This window comes from Rouxiella sp. WC2420, from assembly GCF_041200025.1.
Lineage (GTDB): Bacteria > Pseudomonadota > Gammaproteobacteria > Enterobacterales > Enterobacteriaceae > Rouxiella.
In genome coordinates this window covers 569,581-589,514 of sequence record NZ_CP165628.1, presented here as the reverse complement: position 1 = coordinate 589,514, position 19,934 = coordinate 569,581, and the positions used below count along the sequence as shown (strand labels likewise).

Sequence of the window (19,934 nt, the reverse complement as noted above, 5' to 3'; positions counted from 1 at the left end):
AGGTTACAGATTACTCTGCTGCTGGCTCAGCTGAATCTTCAGATGGCGTGGTCGCTTCTTTAATACTCAAGCGCACACGGCCCTGACGATCAACTTCCAGAACCTTAACCGGTACTTCCTGGCCCATGGTCAGATAGTCAGTTACTTTCTCTACGCGTTTGTCAGCGATTTGAGAAATGTGAACCAGACCTTCTTTACCGCCACCAATGGCAACGAATGCGCCAAAGTCAACGATACGGGTAACTTTACCCTGATAGATGCGGCCAACTTCGATTTCAGCAGTGATCTCTTCGATACGACGGATAGCGTGTTTCGCTTTCTCGTTATCGGTTGCAGAGATTTTCACGGTGCCGTCATCTTCGATTTCGATGGTAGTGCCGGTTTCTTCGGTCAGCGCACGGATTACAGAACCACCTTTACCGATGACGTCTTTGATTTTGTCAGCGTTGATTTTGATGGTGTGAATACGTGGAGCAAACTGAGAGATATCGCCGCGAGATTCGCTGATTGCCTGGTTCATCACGCCCAAAATGTGCAAACGTGCACCTTTGGCCTGGCTCAGGGCAGCCTGCATGATTTCGCGGGTGATACCCTCGATTTTAATATCCATTTGCAGAGCAGTGATACCTTCGCTGCTGCCTGCTACTTTGAAGTCCATATCACCCAGGTGGTCTTCGTCACCCAGAATGTCAGACAGAACAACAAAGTTTTCGCCTTCTTTAACCAGACCCATCGCGATACCCGCAACGGCGGCTTTAATCGGCACACCTGCATCCATCAGGGCCAGTGATGCGCCACAAACAGAAGCCATTGAAGATGAACCGTTAGATTCGGTGATTTCAGACACTACACGCACGGTGTACGGGAAATCTTCGAATTTAGGCATTACTGCCAGCACACCACGTTTCGCCAAACGGCCATGACCGATTTCGCGACGCTTCGGTGAACCTACCATGCCGGTTTCACCAACAGAGTATGGAGGGAAGTTGTAGTGGAACAGGAAGGTGTCAGTTTTGGCACCCATCAGTTCGTCAAGGTTCTGTGCATCACGGGTAGTACCCAGAGTTGCAGTAACCAGAGCCTGAGTTTCACCACGGGTGAACAGTGATGAACCGTGAGTACGTGGCAACACGCCAGTACGAACGTCCAGACCACGGATCATGTCTTTTTCACGGCCATCGATACGCGGTGCGCCACTCAGAACACGGCTACGCACAACGTTTTTCTCGATTGAGCCCAGCAAATCAGAGATTTCGCCAGCGTCCAGCGTTTCGTCTTCAGACAGCAGGGAGGCAGTCACTTCGTCTTTGATCACGTTAACGCGAGCGTAACGCTCTTGCTTGTCGGTGATACGGTAAGCGTCGCCCAGCAGCGCTTCAGATTTAGCAGCAATGCGAGCGTGCAGCTCGGCATTAACAACTTCTGGCTGCCAATCCCACTTAGGTTTGCCAACTTCTGCAACCAGTGAGTTGATTTCATTGATAACGATTTGTTGTTGATCGTGACCGAATACGACTGCGCCGAGCATTTGCTCTTCGCTCAGCACTTCAGCTTCGGACTCAACCATCAGAACAGCGCCCTGAGTACCTGCAACGACCAGGTCCAGTTTGCTTTCCAGCAGTTCGTCAGCGGTTGGGTTCAGAACGTATTGGTTATTGATATAACCCACGCGTGCAGCACCGATTGGGCCATTGAATGGAATACCAGACAGGCTCAATGCCGCAGACGCACCAATCATCGCAACGATATCCGGGTTAACCTGTGGGTTCAGGGAAACTACAGTGGCAATAACCTGAACTTCATTCAGGAAGCTATCTGGGAACAGTGGACGGATTGGACGGTCGATCAAACGAGAAGTCAGAGTCTCGCCTTCGCTTGGGCGTGCTTCACGACGGAAGAAACTGCCCGGAATTTTACCGGCAGCGTATGTACGCTCCTGGTAGTTTACAGTCAGAGGGAAGAAACTCTGGCCTGGTTTAGCTTTTTTCTGGCCAACAACGGTAACGAATACCGCGGTGTCATCCATGCTAACCATAACAGCAGCAGTGGCCTGACGAGCCATCATACCGGTTTCGATGGTCACGGTATGTTGACCGTATTGGAACTTACGAACTGTCGCTTTAAGCAATGTAATATCCTTTTCTGGTGACGCGCAGCTGTTATGACAGCAGTTCACGTCAATATATTCTGAACTTCACACTACATCCTCGCGACTAATGACAATCCTTAACCCGCCTATTGGGATTAAAGTCTCTCATTAGCCGCGCGAACCTCTGTAACGGAAGATCTCGCTATCGAACACTTTGTTTTTAAAACTCTACTTTTTTATAAGACGTAATTTATAACACTTCGTTTATAAAACTTCATTTATAAAAAAGTAGCGTAGAAACAACAGTAATGACAACTTTGCAATTTACCGTCGCCTCCTAGAATAAAGGGGCCAACTTGGCCCCTTTACACTGAAACTCGCTAACTTAGCGACGCAGACCAAGACGTTCGATAACGCTGGTGTAACGTGCTACGTCTTTACGCTTCAGGTAATCCAGCAGCTTACGACGCTGAGAAACCATACGCAGCAGACCACGACGGCTGTGGTGATCTTTTTTGTGCTCGGAGAAGTGACCTTGCAGATGGTTAATCTGAGCAGTCAACAGAGCAACCTGAACTTCGGTAGAACCGCTGTCGTTAGTACCACGACCGAAGTCTGCAACGATTTGAGCTTTAGCTTCAACGCTTAGAGACATAATGAACTCCAAAATATTATAGATTAATTAAACGGGCGCCGATCTCTAATTCAGCTACCCCATGCATAAGCTGCGCTATTCTACTCTTTGATATCCCCGATCGCAACATGAGCAACACTGTGTTAACTACGAGTCGGATATCTCCGACATGGGTTCTACTCAGAGTACTCTACAACCAGGCGCTTAGGAGCAACGCGGCCTTGATCATCGATTTCACCTACACCAATGAACTTACGCTCTTCGCCTTCGGTCATACGAACCAGACCGGAAAGCGGTGCGCCAGAAGCCTGTACCGGTTGACCCTGCTTAACGTAGCCAGCGACAACGGGTAACAAATTGACTTCAGGAAAATCTTCACACGGACTATCCATCGGCAATAACAGCGGATCGAGCAGCAAGCGCGGTTCGATACCTTGTTCTTCAGCCTCGGCAATCAACGCGTTAAGCTGATCCATGGTCACCATGCGTTCAAACGGGTAAGTCGCGACCTGCAGGCGTCGCAGGAAAGTCACATGCGCACCGCAACCCAGCTTTTCACCGAGGTCATCAACGATGGTGCGAATATAGGTGCCTTTAGAACAGTGGATCTCCAGCTCGACTTCCTCGCCTTCCCAGCGAATGAACTGTAGTTCATAGACGGTAATGCTGCGCGACTCACGCGGAACTTCTATTCCTTCACGCGCGTACTCGTACAGTTTACGGCCCTGATATTTCAATGCGGAGTACATCGAAGGAATTTGCTGCGTTTCTCCGCGAAAACTTTCCAGCGCGGCATCAAGCTCGGCGGCGTTAAAAGTCACTGCTCGCTCTGAAATGATCTGGCCTTCGGCATCAGAGGTATCAGTACGCTGGCCCATGCGGGCAATCACGCGGTAACGTTTATCGGAGTCGAGCAAAAACCGTGAAAACTTGGTCGCTTCCCCGAGGCACAGCGGCAGCATGCCGGTGGCCAGAGGGTCCAATGCACCGGTATGACCCGCGCGATTGGCGTTGTAAAGGCGTTTTACCTTTTGCAACGCATCATTGGACGACAGACCCAGTGATTTATCCAGTAACAGAACGCCGTGAATGTCACGACCGCGGCGACGTGGACGACTCATTAGGATTCCTCGTCGTCGCCTGCTGCGGAACGACGTTCAGCATCGTTCTTAACAACATTGGTCACCAGGTTAGACATACGCATGCCTTCTACCAGGGAGTTGTCGTAGGCGAAGGTCAACTCAGGAACAACGCGCAGGCGCATTGCTTTACCGATGAGGGTACGAATAAAACCCTGTGCATCTTGCAGGGCCTTGATACCGTTTTTAACGCGGTCAGGATCCTGTGGCTCGCTGGTCAGAACGTCCAGGAAAGTCACGAAAACCTTGGCATAGGCCAGATCACGAGAAACTTCAACACCGGAAACGGTCGCCATGCCAACGCGCGGATCTTTGATTTCACGCTGCAGGATGATGGCGATTTCTTTTTGCATCTCTTGAGAGACGCGCTGGGTACGGCTGAATTCTTTAGCCATAATTTCTTACTCCAAACTTTTTACTTCAACCATGCATCAGACAAATAAGGGGGCGCAAGGCCCCCCAATGGTTCTGACTGTATACCCGACGATCCGGGTTAGATCGAAACGTTAAGCGATAGTACGTTTGATTTCGATGATTTCGAAGACTTCGATCACATCGCCAGGACGTACGTCGTTGTAGTTTTTAACGCCGATACCACATTCCATGCCGTTACGAACTTCGGCAACGTCATCTTTGAAGCGGCGCAGGGATTCCAGCTCGCCTTCATAGATAACCACGTTGTCACGCAGAACGCGGATTGGGTTACTACGTTTGATCATACCTTCAGTAACCATACAGCCTGCGATTGCGCCAAATTTCGGTGACTTGAACACGTCACGAACTTCAGCCAGGCCAATGATTTGCTGTTTGTACTCTGGTGCCAACATACCGCTCATCGCCTGTTTGACTTCATCAATCAGGTTATAGATTACGGAGTAGTAACGCAGATCCAGGCTTTCATTTTCAACGACGCGGCGAGCAGAAGCATCGGCACGAACGTTAAAGCCAAGGATGATAGCGTTAGAAGCAGCAGCCAGCGTTGCGTCGGTTTCGGTGATACCACCTACGCCCATGCCCACAATTTTGACTTTAACTTCAGCAGTTGACAGATTCTGCAGCGCATCGGAGATCGCTTCGCAAGAACCCTGTACGTCTGATTTCAACACGATGTTCAGTTCAGAAACTTCACCTTCGGTCATGTTCGCGAACATGTTCTCCAGTTTAGATTTCTGCTGGCGAGCCAGTTTAACTTCGCGGAATTTGCCTTGACGATACAGCGCAACTTCACGGGCTTTCTTCTCGTCACGTACAACGGTAACTTCGTCACCCGCAGCCGGAACGCTGGACAGACCCAGAACTTCGACAGGGATAGAAGGACCCGCAGAGGTAATGTCGAGACCCATTTCGTCACGCATCGCACGAACACGGCCGTATTCGAAGCCACAAAGGATAATGTCACCTTTGTTCAGCGTACCTTCCTGAACCAGTACGGTAGCCACTGGGCCACGACCTTTATCAAGGAAGGATTCGATAACTACACCGCTTGCCATACCAGTGCGCACAGCTTTCAGTTCGAGAACTTCAGCCTGCAACAGGATGGACTCAAGCAGATCGTCGATACCGGTACCCGCTTTGGCAGAAACGTGGATGAACGGAGATTCACCGCCCCACTCTTCTGGCATAACGTTGTACTGAGACAGCTCGGTTTTAACGCGATCCGGGTCAGCATCTGGCTTGTCGATTTTGTTCACTGCAACCACGATTGGCACGCCGGCAGCTTTCGCATGCTGAACGGCTTCTACGGTCTGTGGCATCACGCCATCGTCCGCAGAAACAACCAAAACAACGATGTCAGTCGCTTTGGCACCACGAGCACGCATTGAAGTAAACGCGGCGTGTCCCGGGGTATCGAGGAAGGTGATCATGCCGTTTTCGGTTTCAACATGATAAGCACCGATGTGCTGAGTAATACCACCTGCTTCGCCAGCCGCTACTTTCGTTGAACGAATATAGTCGAGCAAAGAGGTTTTACCGTGGTCAACGTGGCCCATGATGGTCACGACCGGCGCACGAGGCTCGGCAGCAGCCGAAGCACCGGTATCACGGTCGCTCATCAGCGCTTCTTCCAGCTCGTTTTCACGACGCAGGATAACTTTATGGCCCATTTCTTCAGCAACCAGCTGAGCAGTTTCCTGATCTATAACCTGGTTGATGGTGGCCATAGCGCCCAGTTTCATCATGGTTTTGATGACCTGAGAGCCTTTAACTGCCATTTTATTTGCCAGTTCGGCAACGGTAATGGTTTCGCCAACGACAACGTCGCGGTTAACAGCTACTACAGGCTTGTTGAAGCTCTGTTGCAGGGTGCTTGGCTTACGCTTACCTTTACCACCACGACCAACTGCACGGGCTTCTTCGCGATCGGCTTTGGATTCAGACAGTTTATTGCCTTTCTTCTGCTTAGTCGCTTTGCCACCACGAGTACGGGTGCGGCGCTCGCCTTCAACTTTGGCATCGTTCTCATCTTCTGCAGCACGAGCGTGCTGTGAAGTGGTCACATGATAGTCCGCAGTTTCGGCTTCGCTTGGTGCAGGAGCTTCAGTCCAAACGCCTGAGTCAGCCATTTTACGTGCTTCTTCAGCAACGCGTTTAGCGTTCTCTTCAATTTTACGCTGGGCTTCTTGTTCCGCTTTGCGCTTAAGCTCTGCGGCTTCAGCTTCACGGCGTGCTTTTTCTGCCTGAGCTGGCTTGGTTACTTCGTCGGTATGTTGATTCGTCACTTTATCTTTTTCCGCTGCGTCACGCTTAGCTTTATCAGCGGCCTCACGTTTGGCTTGCTCAGCGGCTTCACGTTTAGCTTTTTCCTGAGCGGCCGCTTGCTGCGCCTGCTCTTGTGCTACACGCTGAGCCTGTTCTTCCGCTTCACGCTTTGCCTGCTCTTCCGCTTCGGCCTGGGCAAGTTCTGCCTCGGTCATATCACGTTTAACATAAGTGCGTTTCTTGCGGACCTCGATTTGCACCGATTTACTCTTCCCGCCGGTGCTCGGAACATTAAGTGTACTACGCGTTTTGCGTTGTAACGTCAGTTTGTTTGTCGCATTCGAATTTCCACCATTCAAATGCGCCAGCAAAGTTTCTTTTTCATGCTGGGTGACAGAGTCAGCTTCCGACTTGTCTATCCCTGCGTCAGCAAATTGCTGTACCAGGCGATCGACCGGAGTTTGAATCTCCGCTGCCAGCGATTTTACGGTTACATCTGTCATGCTGTTCCTTCCTGCTACAGTTTATTACGCATTGTCGCCAAACCAACAGATATTGCGTGCGGCCATGATTAACTCACCAGCCTTTTCGTCATTAAGACCTTCAATATCTGTCAGATCGTCAACACCCTGCTCGGCAAGATCTTCCAGCGTGCAAACACCGATTGCTGCCAGTTTAAACGCCATGCTGCGTTCCAGTCCTGCAAGATTCAGCAGGTCTTCAGCAGGCTTGTTGTCACCGAGACTTTCTTCCTGTGCAAGGGCCAGGGTAGTCAGCGCTTCTTTCGCACGTTCGCGCAGCGCATCTACCGTGTCTTCGTCCAGACCATCGATTTCTAGCAACTCGTTCACCGGCACATAGGCCAGCTCTTCGAGGGTTGAGAAACCTTCTTCAACCAGAACAGTCGCGAAATCTTCGTCGATTGCCAAATACTTGGTGAAGGTTTCGATTGCAGCATGCGCCTCGGCCTGATGTTTGGCCTGCAGATCGTCTGCCGTCATCACGTTCAGTTCCCATTTGTCATCGCCACGATGCTGCTTCAAAAGCTGGGAGGCTAAACGCACGTTTTGGCCGTTGCGGCCAATCGCCTGTGCCAGGTTGCTGGCTTCAACGGCGATATCCATGGTGCACTTGTCTTCATCAACAACGATTGACGCGACATCTGCCGGCGCCATGGCGTTGATAACGAATTGCGCAGGATTGTCATCCCAAAGGATGATATCGATACGTTCACCGCCCAGTTCACTGGAAACGGCCTGAACGCGCGCACCGCGCATACCGACACAAGCACCGACAGGGTCGATACGCTTATCGTTGGTTTTAACTGCAATCTTGGCGCGTGAACCCGGATCGCGGGCAGCGGCTTTGATTTCAATTAATTCTTCGCCGATTTCTGGTACTTCGATGCGGAACAGTTCAACCAGCATCTCGTTACGTGAACGGCTAACAAACAGTTGAGCACCGCGAGCCTCAGGACGCACAGCGTAAAGTACGCCGCGAATACGGTCACCCGAGCGGAAATTCTCACGAGGCAGCATGTCTTCGCGCAGGATAACGGCTTCAGCGTTACTACCTAGATCCAGGGCGATACTGTCACGGTTAACTTTTTTGACTACGCCGGTGACTATCTCGCCTTCCTGTTCGCGGAATGCATCGACCACCATAGCACGCTCGGCTTCACGTACTTTTTGTACGATAACCTGTTTGGCAGTTTGCGTGGTGATACGGTCAAAGGTGACAGATTCGATTTGATCTTCGATGTAGTCACCCAATTCAATGGATGGATCTTCGTATTGAGCAGCTTCGAGCGTGATTTCACGGGTCGGTTGGGTCACTTCATCTACAGCTACCCAGCGGCGGAAGGTGTCAAAGTCGCCGGTTTTACGGTCGATGGTGACGCGAACTTCGATTTCCTGCTCGTATTTCTTTTTGGTTGCTGTCGACAATGCAGTTTCCAGCGCTTCAAAAATTTTCTCGCGCGGGAGGGACTTTTCATTCGAAACTGCTTCAACAACAGCCAGAATTTCTTTATTCATCCTAGTTGCCTCATCCTAACTTTAAAAGTGGGGTACCAGGTTCGCCTTCTGGATGTTGCTCAGTGCGAACACTTCGTCTTTCCCATCCACCGTAACCGTGATCATTTCGCCTTCGACAGCCTTGATTATTCCCTGCCACTTGCGGCGGTTCTGCATAGCCATACGCAATACCACGCTGACTTCATCACCGATGAAACGTTGATAATGTTCTGCGGTGAACATAGGGCGATCGAGGCCCGGGGAGGAAACTTCCAGGTTATATGCAACGGTAATCGGGTCTTCTACTTCGAGTACAGCGCTAACCTGGTGGCTGACATCAGCACAATCATCAACGTTGATCCCGTCTTCACTATCAATATAGATGCGTAGTGTCGATTGGCGAGCTCGAACGAACTCAATACCTACCAGCTCGAAACCTAATGCTTCGACTGGTGCTGAAATCATCTCTGTTAATTTTTGTTCTAATGTGGACAAGTCCACCCCCAAGACATAAAAAAAGGGCCTAATAGCCCAGTGATTCTGTTGCCAAATAACAAAAAACCCCGATAAATCGGGGCTTTATGCAACTGGACCCTATTTGCCGCATGGCGGCTTCGGTGCACTTTCAAAAGGATTTTTTTCAAATGGATACTCGTAAGCACCAGGGAGATACTAGCAGTATATTTGAAAACAAATACTTGAGGAAAGTGGTTGCGGGGGCCGGATTTGAACCGACGACCTTCGGGTTATGAGCCCGACGAGCTACCAGGCTGCTCCACCCCGCGTCCGAAAACAACGTAACGCGTACATATTGTCGCGACTTGATGCCGCAAAATACTACGCTGATAACCGCAAGAATGCAAGTCATCAAAAGATTGGTACCGAGGACGGGACTTGAACCCGTAAGCCCATTCGGGCACTACCACCTCAAGGTAGCGTGTCTACCAATTCCACCACCTCGGCACTCTTTTTTTCACAATCGCGCTTACTGTCCGAGTAATTGCAATTGTTTAAAACTCTTTGCTTCTAACTTACTAATCTACTTCAACTACTGGTCAGCAACTTACTTAGGAATATCGCTGCTTGGGCCTGTTGGTGCGGCCGGTGCAGTTGTCTGCTCAGTTTTTGCTGGCTGACTCAGGTTTTCCCACTCGCTGCCTTTTTGGCTTTTATTGGTGCTCATGTTCCCCAGGATCAAACTAATGACGAAGAACAGCGCCGCCAAAATAGCCGTCATGCGGGTCATAAAGTTACCGGAACCGCTCGAACCGAACAATGTGCCTGATGCACCTGCTCCGAAAGAGGCTCCCATATCTGCACCTTTACCTTGTTGCAGCATAACCAGACCGACAAGGCCGATTGCCACGATAAGGAAAATCACCAGAAGAGCATCGTACATAGTTGTACCTGTATCCTTGCGGGTTCACCGCGTGCTAATTGCTTCTCACCAGCTTCTTACTATGATTAGCCGTAGGTCTTCAAGGACCTACTGAAGCGGGTGTGAATACTAACCAAACCGTTATGCTCGTGCAAGAGCAATTTTCACCTTCGCGTTCGATTGCGGAAAAAAGCGACAAAAGCAGCTATTTAGCACCTTTTCCGGCGAGAACTTGAGCAACACGGTTCCCATTGAGGTAAAGAAAAAACTTCGACGACATGGGACTTCATGCCGTCCTTAACTTATTTAGACTGTTTTAAACCGCTTTTACCGCTTCGGCAATACGATTAGCCAGGCTTTCTACCAGTGCAGCATCTTCGCCCTCTACCATCACGCGAATCAACGGCTCGGTGCCCGATTTACGCAACAGCACACGCCCCTTACCCGCTAGCTGATTTTCTACCTCGGCGGTGATGCGTTTCACCTCGACATCCTGCAAAGGATCGCCCTCGCCGGAGAAGCGCACATTGACCAGAATTTGCGGCAACAGTTTCATACCACTACAAAGGTCATGCAGGCTCATGTGGTTACGCACCATTGCTGTAAGCACTTGCAAACCAGCGACAATGCCGTCACCGGTGGTGGTTTTGTCGAGCAGTATGACGTGTCCGGAGTTTTCTGCGCCAGTTCGCCAGCCTTTTTCCTTCAGCTTCTCAAGCACATAGCGGTCACCTACTTTGGCACGAGCAAATGGAATACCTAACTGCTTAAGTGCCAGTTCCAGCCCCATATTGCTCATTAGCGTGCCGACAACGCCGCCGCGTAGCTGCCCCTGGCGCAGTGCCTCACGAGCAATGATGTAGAGAATTTGGTCGCCATCGACCTTGTTTCCCTGATTGTCGACCATGATGATGCGGTCGCCATCGCCGTCAAATGCCAGGCCGAGATCGGCTTTTTCTTCAAGCACGCGTTGCTGTAGGAGGGTGACATCGGTCGCTCCACAGCCTTCATTAATGTTCATGCCGTCGGGCTCACAGCCGATGGCAATCACCTTCGCCCCCAACTCACGCATTACGCTTGGGGCGATGTGGTAAGTTGCGCCATTGGCACAGTCGACCACAATTTTTAGGCTGCTAAGGCTAAGTTCGGCAGGAAAAGTGCCTTTACAGAATTCGATGTAACGCCCCGCGGCATCGACAATGCGGCTGGCTTTACCCAATTCGGCCGAGTCAACGCAGGTCAGCGGTTTTTCCATCTCGGCTTCGATCGCTTCTTCTACATGGTCAGGCAGCTTGGTGCCGTCAGTGGAGAAGAACTTAATGCCGTTATCGTAAAATGGATTATGCGATGCGGAGATAACGATACCTGCCTCGGCGCGGAAGGTACGGGTCAGATAGGCAATTGCCGGGGTCGGCATAGGGCCTGTAAACGAAGCAGAAAGGCCGGCAGCCGCCAAACCCGCCTCAAGCGCCGACTCCAGCATATAGCCAGAAATACGGGTATCTTTGCCAATAATGACTTTTCCTGAGCTGTGGCGAGCCAGGACTTTACCTGCCGCCCAACCGAGCTTCAGTACAAAATCAGGCGTAATCGGGGTATCGCCAACCTTGCCACGAATGCCGTCTGTACCAAAGTATTTACGGTTGCTCATAATTTTTCTTCATCCCTTCTTAGCTGAAAGTGTTGCTTCGACGATACGCATGGCCTGCACCGTTTCCCTGACGTCATGCACGCGTACAATTTGTGCACCCTGCATGGCGGCAATAACGGCACAGGCTACACTGCCTGCGACGCGTTGTTCAGGAGAAACGTGCAACAGTTGGCCAATCATCGATTTTCTCGACATTCCGACGAGTAGCGGTAAACCAAAATGATGAAACTCAGCCAGTCTGGCTAGTAACTCATAGTTATGATTTAAATTCTTACCGAAACCGAAGCCCGGGTCGAGCAACAATTTCTCTTTCGCAATACCGGCATCAATGCACTGGGCAATATGTTGCACAAAATACTGGTCGACTTCAGCCACTAAATCGCCATATTGCGGCGATTGCTGCATTGTTTTTGGATTGCCCTGCATGTGCATCAGGCAAACTGGAAGCCCGCTCGCAGCCGCTGCCTGCATCGCACCCGGCTCTTGCAGCGAGCGGATATCATTAATCAGATGTGCGCCAGCATGGGCAGATTCGCGAATCACCGACGCCTTTGAAGTATCGACCGACAGCCAGACGTCAAAGCGTTTTGCCAGCGCTTCCACCACCGGAACTACCCGCGATAACTCTTCGTCATCACTCACCTCGGCAGCACCTGGACGCGTCGATTCGCCACCAATGTCGAGAATGGTGGCACCAGCATCGACCATTTCATGGGCATGCTTAATCGCCAGTTCGAGGCTGTTATGGCGTCCGCCGTCAGAGAAGGAGTCAGGTGTGACGTTGAGGATCCCCATAACCTGAGGAAAAGCAAGATTCAGAGTGCTGCCGTTTGCGGTGAGCTGCATGGTGATATTCCTGTCAGTTTGTTCTAATACGCAATGCTTTTTGTTCGCTGTACTGTATCGGATCAGCATAAAAAAACCCCGGTCGAAGCCGGGGTTTTATTTTAGTCAGTACAGACTGCCGAAGCAAAGCCTGTCATCAGCTGCTTACTTGCCGCTGAACTGCTCGCACATCGTATTGCCCGGGTTAGGCGTACGTGGCTCGTCAACTGGCGTTGGCGCTTTAGGCGTACCGTTGTTACTGTCATCTGAACCAGTGCTGGTTGCAGCATCCCAACCTGCTGGCGGACGAACGACATCTTTGCGGGTCATCAGATCGTCGATCTGCGGGGCATCGATGGTTTCGTACGTCATCAGCGCTTTAGTCATGCTATGCAGGATATCCATGTTGGCATCCAGAATCTCACGAGCACGCTTGTAGTTGGTTTCGATTAACGACTTAACTTCCTGGTCGATAATACGCGCAGTTTCATCAGACATGTGCTTGGCTTTCGCCACTGAACGACCCAGGAACACCTCGCCCTCTTCTTCTGCATACAGAAGCGGACCCAGTTTCTCGGAGAAGCCCCACTGAGTGACCATGTTACGGGCAATCGAGGTAGCAACTTTGATATCGTTAGACGCACCGGTAGAAACTTTACCTGCACCGTAGATAATCTCTTCAGCCAAACGACCGCCGTAAAGCGTGGAGATCTGGCTTTCAAGTTTTTCACGGCTTGCGCTGATTGCGTCGCCTTCCGGCAGGAAGAACGTCACACCCAATGCGCGACCACGAGGGATGATGGTTACTTTGTGAACCGGGTCATGACCCTTGTCTTTCAGTAACCAGCCAATAATGGCATGACCCGCTTCGTGATACGCAGTCGATTCTTTCTGCGCTTCGGTCATCACCATGGAGCGACGTTCGGCCCCCATCATGATTTTGTCTTTGGCTTTTTCGAACTCGACCATCGACACCACGCGCTTGTTGCCACGTGCCGAGAACAGCGCCGCTTCGTTGACCAGGTTCGCAAGGTCAGCACCAGAGAAGCCTGGAGTCCCGCGTGCAATTACCGCTGCATCAATATCTGGAGACAGTGGAACGCGACGCATGTGGACTTTCAGGATCTGCTCGCGACCGCGGACATCTGGCAAGCCAACCACAACCTGACGGTCAAAACGACCTGGACGCAGCAGCGCCGGGTCAAGCACGTCTGGACGGTTAGTTGCAGCGATAACGATAATACCTTCGTTACCTTCGAAGCCATCCATCTCTACCAGCATCTGGTTCAGGGTTTGCTCACGCTCATCGTGACCACCGCCCAAACCGGCACCGCGCTGACGACCGACCGCATCGATTTCATCAATAAAGATGATGCACGGTGCAGCTTTCTTGGCCTGTTCGAACATGTCACGCACACGAGATGCACCAACACCTACGAACATTTCAACGAAGTCGGAACCTGAAATGGTAAAGAATGGCACCTTGGCTTCACCGGCAATGGCTTTCGCCAGCAGGGTTTTACCGGTACCTGGCGGGCCCACCATCAGCACGCCTTTAGGAATTTTACCGCCCAGTTTCTGGAAACGGCTTGGCTCGCGAAGGTAATCTACCAGCTCGCTCACCTCTTCCTTGGCTTCGTCACAACCTGCAACGTCGGCAAAAGTGGTCTTGATTTGATCTTCCGTCAGCATGCGGGCTTTGCTCTTGCCAAAGGACATCGCACCCTTGCCACCGCCGCCCTGCATTTGCCTCATAAAGAAGATCCAGACCCCTATCAGCAACAGCATCGGGAACCAGGAAATAAAGATAGATGCCAGCAGGCTCGGCTCTTCAGGCGGCTCACCAACAACTTTCACATTCTTCGTCAACAGGGTATCCAGCAACTTAGGATCGTTGACAGGGATGTAGGTCGTGTATTTGTTACTGTCTTTCTTGGTAACGTCAATCTCACGTCCATTAATGTGTGCTTCACGAATCTGATCTTGGGTCAATTCGGACATGAAGGTAGAATAATCTACCCTACGGCCATTAGACTCGCTGGGCCCAAAGCTCTGAAATACAGACATCAATACAACCGCGATGACTAACCAGAGAATCAGGTTCTTCGCCATGTCACTCAAGGGATTAACCTCATATTACAACTGTGTTAACAAACAGCGTTAGGGTACTACGACTTTCGCCCTGTCGCTACGATGTACACTTCTCGGGAACGAGCTCGGGAAGCGTCTGGCTTACGAATCTTAACCTTCGTAAACAGGGAGCGAATTTCCCGCAGGTATTCATCAAAACCATCTCCCTGGAACACCTTCACCAGGAAACTTCCGCCTGGTGCCAGCACATCTCGACACATATCCAGCGCTAACTCAACCAGATACATCGATTTTGGTATATCGACTGCCGGAGTACCACTCATATTCGGGGCCATATCGGACATGACCACCTGAACTTTGCTTTCTCCTACTCTGTCGAGCAGGGCTTTGAGAACTAACTCATCACGAAAATCGCCCTGAAGGAAATCAACACCTACGATGGGATCCATAGGCAGGAGGTCCAAAGCGATGATACGCCCTTTATTGCCGATTTGCGTCACTACGTACTGTGACCATCCGCCCGGTGCAGCACCTAAATCAACCACGGTCATACCCGGTTTAAACAGCTTGTCGCCTTGCTGTATTTCATCAAGTTTAAACCAGGCACGGGAGCGCAGCCCTTTTTTCTGTGCTGCTATCACATATTTATCGCTAAAGTGTTCCTGCAACCAGCGACTGGAACTTGCAGAACGCTTTTTATTAGACATTATTTAGTAACCATATAGTTTTCAAACTACCCTGAGTAGAGCCCTAACAACAAGCTCTTAGCGTCGTTTAGTCTATGGCTAAGTCGTCTTCGCACTTAACTCGGATGCACACCGAGTTGGTGATATAGATGAGATGGCGGTAGAATGCCCCGTTTTCAATCCCAACTTAAGTAAAAAAAGACGATGAATCTTAACAATAAACAAAAACAGTACCTGAAAGGCTTGGCACATCCGTTAAAACCGGTAGTCATGTTAGGTAATAACGGCCTTACCGAAGGCGTGCTTGCCGAAATCGAACAGGCGCTGCAACATCATGAGCTCATCAAGGTGAAAATTGCCGCCGAAGAGCGTGAAACCAAGACATTGATTGCAGACGCAATTGTGCGTGAAACAAAAGCAGTCAACGTGCAAGTCATCGGCAATATGCTGGTACTGTATCGCCCTTCTACTGAAGACCGCAAAATTATCTTACCGCGTTAAGTTTTAAGAGTTTAACGAAAAGCGCTTTGGATTTAACGAAAAGTTGCTATCTATACGTGGTTTTACAAAAGGCCCTCGCGGGCCTTTTTTCATTTTAACGCCAAAATCCGCGTTAAAAAGAGCGGTAGTCATCACAAAATCCACCGCTGGGTCACCTGTTAAAGATATTCTACTTTCAGAATTTCGAACTCAACATCGCCGCCTGGGGTTTTAATAACCACCACGTCGTCCTGCTCTTTACCAATCAAGCCGCGGGCAATGGGTGAGTTCACAGAAATCAGATTCTGCTTAAAGTCTGCTTCGTCGTCACCAACGATACGGTAAGTCTGCTCTTCGTCGGTATCCAGGTTCATGACTTTTACTGTCGCACCAAAGATAACACGCCCGGTAACCGGCATTTTTTTGATATCAATGATCTGAGCATTGGACAGCTTGGCTTCAATTTCCTGAATACGCCCTTCACAGAACCCCTGCTGTTCACGCGCCGCATGATATTCAGCATTCTCTTTCAGATCGCCATGCTCGCGCGCGGTTGCGATATCAGCAATGATTTTAGGGCGACGAACGCCTTTCAGGTGATCTAATTCTTCACGTAATTTTTCAGCGCCACGCAATGTCATCGGAATTTGGTTCATATTTTATTGCCTCTAACTTTGTCCTTTCGGTAAAACACCGTCCTGAAATAATCAGGTAGAAATCAAGCCGTTAAGGTTGACTCGCTCTGGCGATAAACAAAAAAAACCTCACCCGGAGTAAACACCAGGCCAGGATTGGTTTTTCATTTTGAGTGGTATTTTACCGTAGAGTTCCTTTGGGATCATCGTTTACTTTCACCCACGTTGCACCCCCGTTCGTTGCATCGTAGTATGGCACCACGTCATCCTGTAGTTATCCAGAGCCTATACTCAAAATAATGCGTTTTTTACGAATTGTCAGTGGATTAGCCTGCGCGATTGCTCTTAATGCAAACGCAGCACAGGTAGAAAGCTATACGCAGTACCTCCCGGAGGGCACTAACCTCTCGGTATTGGTACAAAAGATTGGTTCAACCACGCCTGTTGTCGACTACCATGGCGACCAAATGGGCCTGCCTGCCAGTACGATGAAGATATTTACCGCGCTGGCAGCTTTGCTCCAGTTAGGTCCGGATTTCCGTTTCAATACCACTTTTGAAACCAACGGCAGCGTCAGCGGTGGCGTTCTTCATGGCAATCTGGTCGCACGATTTGATGGTGATCCGACTTTTACACGTCAGAATATTCGCAATATGGTCGCCGTGTTGAAAAAACAGGGCGTCAAAGAAATTAGCGGCGATGTGGTCATCGACACCTCTGTTTTTGCCAGTCATGACAAAGCGCCGGGCTGGCCGTGGAACGACATTACCCAGTGCTTCGATGCTCCACCGGCAGCGGCGATTGTCGACCGCAACTGTTTCTCCGTTTCGCTTTATAGCGCGGCGAAACCCGATGAAAACGCGTTTATTCGCGTCGCATCTTATTATCCGGTGCAGATGTTCAGCGAGGTCCGTACGTTAGCCAAAGGTTCACCTGATGCGCAGTACTGCGAGTTGGACGTGATGCCTGGCGAATTCAATCGCTTTACGTTGACTGGCTGCCTGACTCAACGCAGTGAGCCGCTGCCTTTGGCGTTTGCTATCCAGGACGGCGCTGCCTATGCGGGGGAAATCCTCAAAGACGAGCTGACCAAATCTGATATCCAGATCGACGGTCGGTTAAAACGTCAGACCCGCGTGACGCCTGCGGGTACCGTGCTGGCGCAGACGCAATCTGCCCCGCTGCATGATTTGCTGCATACGATGTTGAAAAAGTCTGACAACATGATTGCCGACACCGTATTCCGCACTATTGGCCATCAGCTTTACGGCGTACCCGGCACATGGCGCGCAGGTTCAGATGCCGTGAGGCAGATCCTGCGCCAAAAAGCCGGAATTGACCTTGCCAATAATATTCAGGTAGACGGCTCCGGCCTGTCGCGCCACGATTTGGTATCGCCAAAAACTATGATGCAGGCACTGCAATATATTGCCGAGCACGATAAAGAGCTGGATTTCATCTCGATGCTGCCATTGGCAGGCCATGATGGCACTCTGCAATATCGCGGCGGCCTGCACGAGGCGGGCGTTGACGGTAAAGTTTCGGCCAAGACCGGTTCATTGGCTGGTGTCTATAATCTGGCAGGTTTTATCACCACTGCCAGCGGGCAGCGTCTGGCGTTTGTGCAGTACCTTTCAGGCTATGCCGTACCGCCTGAAGACCAACGCACCCGCCGCGCACCTTTGGTCCGTTTTGAAAGTCGCCTGTATCGGGATATTTACCAGAACAACTAGCAGTAGCTGTTGTCACAGGATAGAGATTAATCAATGCACTGTGATAAAAGCGGTGGTGAAAGGCGGCTATGAAACTACTAATCGTCGAAGATGATGACCTACTGCGCCAGGGGTTGACCCTGGCGCTCAACGGCGAAAGTTATGCCAGCGACAGCGCGTCTACCGCGGCCGAAGCCAATGCGCTTTTACAAAGCAGCCAGTACAGCCTGATTATTCTCGATTTGGGCTTGCCCGACACCGACGGTGCCACACTGCTTCGCCAGTGGCGGCGTCAGAATATTTCTCTGCCGGTGCTGATACTTACTGCCCGTGATGCGCTGGAGGACCGGGTTGAAGGCTTAGACGCTGGTGCCGATGACTATCTCGTCAAACCCTTTGCCCTGGTCGAGCTCATGGCCAGAGTCAGAGCATTGATTCGCCGTTATCAGGGGCACAGCGACAACCTGCTTAGCGTCGGTAATCTGACGCTAAATCTCTCCTCGCAGCAGGTCTACCATCAGGAACAACTGATAGAGATCACCCCAAAAGAGTTCGCCATTCTTACAAGACTCATCATGCGGGCTGGGCAAACGGTGAATCGCGAGCTTTTGCAGCAGGATCTTTACTCTTGGCAGGACGATCTGGGCTCAAATACTCTTGAAGTCCACGTACATAACCTGCGCCGTAAGCTTGGCAAGGATTTGATCCACACGGTGCGCGGAATTGGCTACCGTCTGGACCAGGCTAAATGAACAGCATGCGCCGTCGGCTGCTGGTGATGCTGGCACTAATTTTATTTGTTACTCAGCTCACCAGTGTTTTTTGGCTCTGGCACGAAAGCCAGGAGCAAATTAATTTGCTGGTCAATGACACGTTATCGGCCAAGGTACGTAATGCTCACGTCGAAAAAGAGATTGCCGAAGCGATTGCCTCACTGATTGCCCCGTCGCTAACGATGCTGGCGGTCACCTTGCTGCTGTGTTTTTGGGCTATTAGCTGGATTATCAGGCCTTTGCAACAGTTGCAAAACCGTCTTGAAGCTCGTTCTGCCGACAACCTCTCTCCGCTTCCGCTCAACAGCGAAATTCAGGAGGTGGTTTCCGTAACCAATGCGCTAAATCAACTTTTAGCTCGCCTCTCTCAGACCATCGCTCAGGAAAGATTGTTCACCGCCGATGCCGCCCACGAACTGCGAACGCCTCTGGCCGGATTGCGCCTGCATCTTGAACTAATGGAAAAGAAAGGCGTGGATGGCAGCAACATGCTGATAGGACGTATCGATCAACTGATGCATACCGTGGAACAACTGTTAATGCTTTCCCGCGCCGGTCAGAACTTTGCCGAGGGTCAATATCGGAAAGTTGAACTTATTACCCACGTCATTGAGCCGCTAAGAGCGGAGTTGATTGAGTTGCTGGCAAACCATCAACAGCATTTGATCGTAAAGACTGCCAGTCATACGGCAGTTGAAGGTGATCCTGTCTTGCTCCGCCTGATGCTGAGAAACTTGGTTGAAAATGCTTATCGCTATAGCCCTCACGGCAGTGACGTAACGATTTCGCTCTCAGAACGCGATCAGGGCGTTATGATTCAGGTAGATGACTGCGGACCAGGCATTGATGAGAAAAAGGCTGGAGAGCTGACACAGGCCTATAGACGCGCCGATCAACGCTTCGGTGGCAGTGGATTGGGTCTGAATATTGTTTTACGGATTATTAACCTGCACGGCGGTCATCTGAGATTAACCAATCGCCAGGATGGTAATGGGCTCAGCGCGCAGTGCTGGATACCCCAGCAGGCCTTTACGCAAACCCGTTTGGATCACCAGTTGCTGGAATAGCAGAAACAAAAAAGGTCGCAATTAAGCGACCTTTCATATATTTCTTAATATTCAATCTA

Annotated in this window: 17 protein-coding genes and 2 tRNA genes; 4 read left to right on the top strand and 15 right to left on the bottom strand. The window is 50.7% G+C overall.

Features of this window, described 5'->3' with window-relative positions; all coding sequences use genetic code 11:
* Positions 1-10 precede the first annotated feature (10 nt).
* From pnp to rlmE, 14 genes are all read right to left on the bottom strand, one after another.
* A complete protein-coding gene (gene pnp, locus AB3G37_RS02885; protein ID WP_369789644.1) occupies positions 11-2,128 on the bottom strand; it encodes a polyribonucleotide nucleotidyltransferase in 2,118 nt (705 codons plus the stop codon).
* A gap of 346 nt (positions 2,129-2,474) precedes the next feature.
* Entirely contained in the window at positions 2,475-2,744 is a 270-nt protein-coding gene (gene rpsO, locus AB3G37_RS02880) for a 30S ribosomal protein S15 (RefSeq protein ID WP_009636790.1), read from the bottom strand.
* Between the two features lie 155 nt (positions 2,745-2,899).
* Positions 2,900-3,844, bottom strand: a complete 945-nt coding sequence (gene truB / locus AB3G37_RS02875; RefSeq protein WP_369789643.1) for a tRNA pseudouridine(55) synthase TruB — start codon at positions 3,842-3,844, stop codon at positions 2,900-2,902.
* On the bottom strand, positions 3,844-4,257 hold the full coding sequence (gene rbfA, locus AB3G37_RS02870) for a 30S ribosome-binding factor RbfA (protein WP_009636788.1): 414 nt from the start codon (positions 4,255-4,257) through the stop codon (positions 3,844-3,846). Before rbfA ends, truB begins: the two co-directional genes overlap by 1 nt.
* Positions 4,258-4,368: 111 nt before the next feature.
* Complete coding sequence (gene infB, locus AB3G37_RS02865; RefSeq protein ID WP_009636787.1) at positions 4,369-7,065, bottom strand: translation initiation factor IF-2; 2,697 nt, start codon at positions 7,063-7,065, stop codon at positions 4,369-4,371.
* 24 nt (positions 7,066-7,089) lie between these two features.
* The gene (gene nusA, locus AB3G37_RS02860; RefSeq protein ID WP_369789642.1) at positions 7,090-8,598 is read right to left on the bottom strand and encodes a transcription termination factor NusA; all 1,509 of its coding nucleotides are present in this window, start codon (positions 8,596-8,598) and stop codon (positions 7,090-7,092) included.
* A gap of 21 nt (positions 8,599-8,619) precedes the next feature.
* Entirely contained in the window at positions 8,620-9,072 is a 453-nt protein-coding gene (rimP, locus tag AB3G37_RS02855; protein WP_009636785.1) for a ribosome maturation factor RimP, read from the bottom strand.
* Between the two features lie 213 nt (positions 9,073-9,285).
* A tRNA-Met gene (locus AB3G37_RS02850) sits at positions 9,286-9,362 on the bottom strand.
* A gap of 91 nt (positions 9,363-9,453) precedes the next feature.
* Positions 9,454-9,540: transfer RNA gene (locus AB3G37_RS02845), tRNA-Leu, on the bottom strand.
* 100 nt (positions 9,541-9,640) lie between these two features.
* Positions 9,641-9,976 (bottom strand): preprotein translocase subunit SecG, encoded by a 336-nt coding sequence (secG, locus tag AB3G37_RS02840; protein ID WP_009636784.1) that lies wholly within the window; start codon positions 9,974-9,976, stop codon positions 9,641-9,643.
* A gap of 295 nt (positions 9,977-10,271) precedes the next feature.
* Positions 10,272-11,606, bottom strand: coding sequence for a phosphoglucosamine mutase (gene glmM, locus AB3G37_RS02835; protein WP_009636783.1), 1,335 nt, complete (start codon positions 11,604-11,606; stop codon positions 10,272-10,274).
* 9 nt (positions 11,607-11,615) lie between these two features.
* Entirely contained in the window at positions 11,616-12,452 is an 837-nt protein-coding gene (gene folP / locus AB3G37_RS02830) for a dihydropteroate synthase (protein ID WP_369789641.1), read from the bottom strand.
* A gap of 144 nt (positions 12,453-12,596) precedes the next feature.
* Positions 12,597-14,543 (bottom strand): ATP-dependent zinc metalloprotease FtsH, encoded by a 1,947-nt coding sequence (ftsH, locus tag AB3G37_RS02825; RefSeq protein ID WP_009636781.1) that lies wholly within the window; start codon positions 14,541-14,543, stop codon positions 12,597-12,599.
* A gap of 56 nt (positions 14,544-14,599) precedes the next feature.
* A complete protein-coding gene (gene rlmE, locus AB3G37_RS02820) occupies positions 14,600-15,229 on the bottom strand; it encodes a 23S rRNA (uridine(2552)-2'-O)-methyltransferase RlmE (RefSeq protein ID WP_009636780.1) in 630 nt (209 codons plus the stop codon).
* A gap of 183 nt (positions 15,230-15,412) precedes the next feature.
* Between rlmE and yhbY the strand changes: the two genes are divergently transcribed.
* The gene (gene yhbY, locus AB3G37_RS02815) at positions 15,413-15,709 is read left to right on the top strand and encodes a ribosome assembly RNA-binding protein YhbY (RefSeq protein WP_009636779.1); all 297 of its coding nucleotides are present in this window, start codon (positions 15,413-15,415) and stop codon (positions 15,707-15,709) included.
* Positions 15,710-15,867: 158 nt separating this feature from the next.
* Here yhbY and greA read toward each other — a convergent pair whose 3' ends face one another.
* Entirely contained in the window at positions 15,868-16,344 is a 477-nt protein-coding gene (gene greA, locus AB3G37_RS02810) for a transcription elongation factor GreA (protein WP_009636778.1), read from the bottom strand.
* 278 nt (positions 16,345-16,622) lie between these two features.
* Between greA and dacB the strand changes: the two genes are divergently transcribed.
* The 3 genes from dacB (at position 16,623) to pmrB (ending at position 19,875) form a co-directional block, all read left to right on the top strand.
* A complete protein-coding gene (dacB, locus tag AB3G37_RS02805; RefSeq protein WP_369789640.1) occupies positions 16,623-18,056 on the top strand; it encodes a serine-type D-Ala-D-Ala carboxypeptidase in 1,434 nt (477 codons plus the stop codon).
* Positions 18,057-18,124: 68 nt separating this feature from the next.
* Positions 18,125-18,787 carry a two-component system response regulator PmrA gene (pmrA, locus tag AB3G37_RS02800; RefSeq protein ID WP_369789639.1) on the top strand — a complete coding sequence of 221 codons (663 nt, stop codon included), beginning with the start codon at positions 18,125-18,127 and terminating at the stop codon, positions 18,785-18,787.
* Positions 18,784-19,875, top strand: coding sequence for a two-component system sensor histidine kinase PmrB (gene pmrB / locus AB3G37_RS02795; protein ID WP_369789638.1), 1,092 nt, complete (start codon positions 18,784-18,786; stop codon positions 19,873-19,875). Before pmrA ends, pmrB begins: the two co-directional genes overlap by 4 nt.
* Positions 19,876-19,934: the final 59 nt, after the last annotated feature.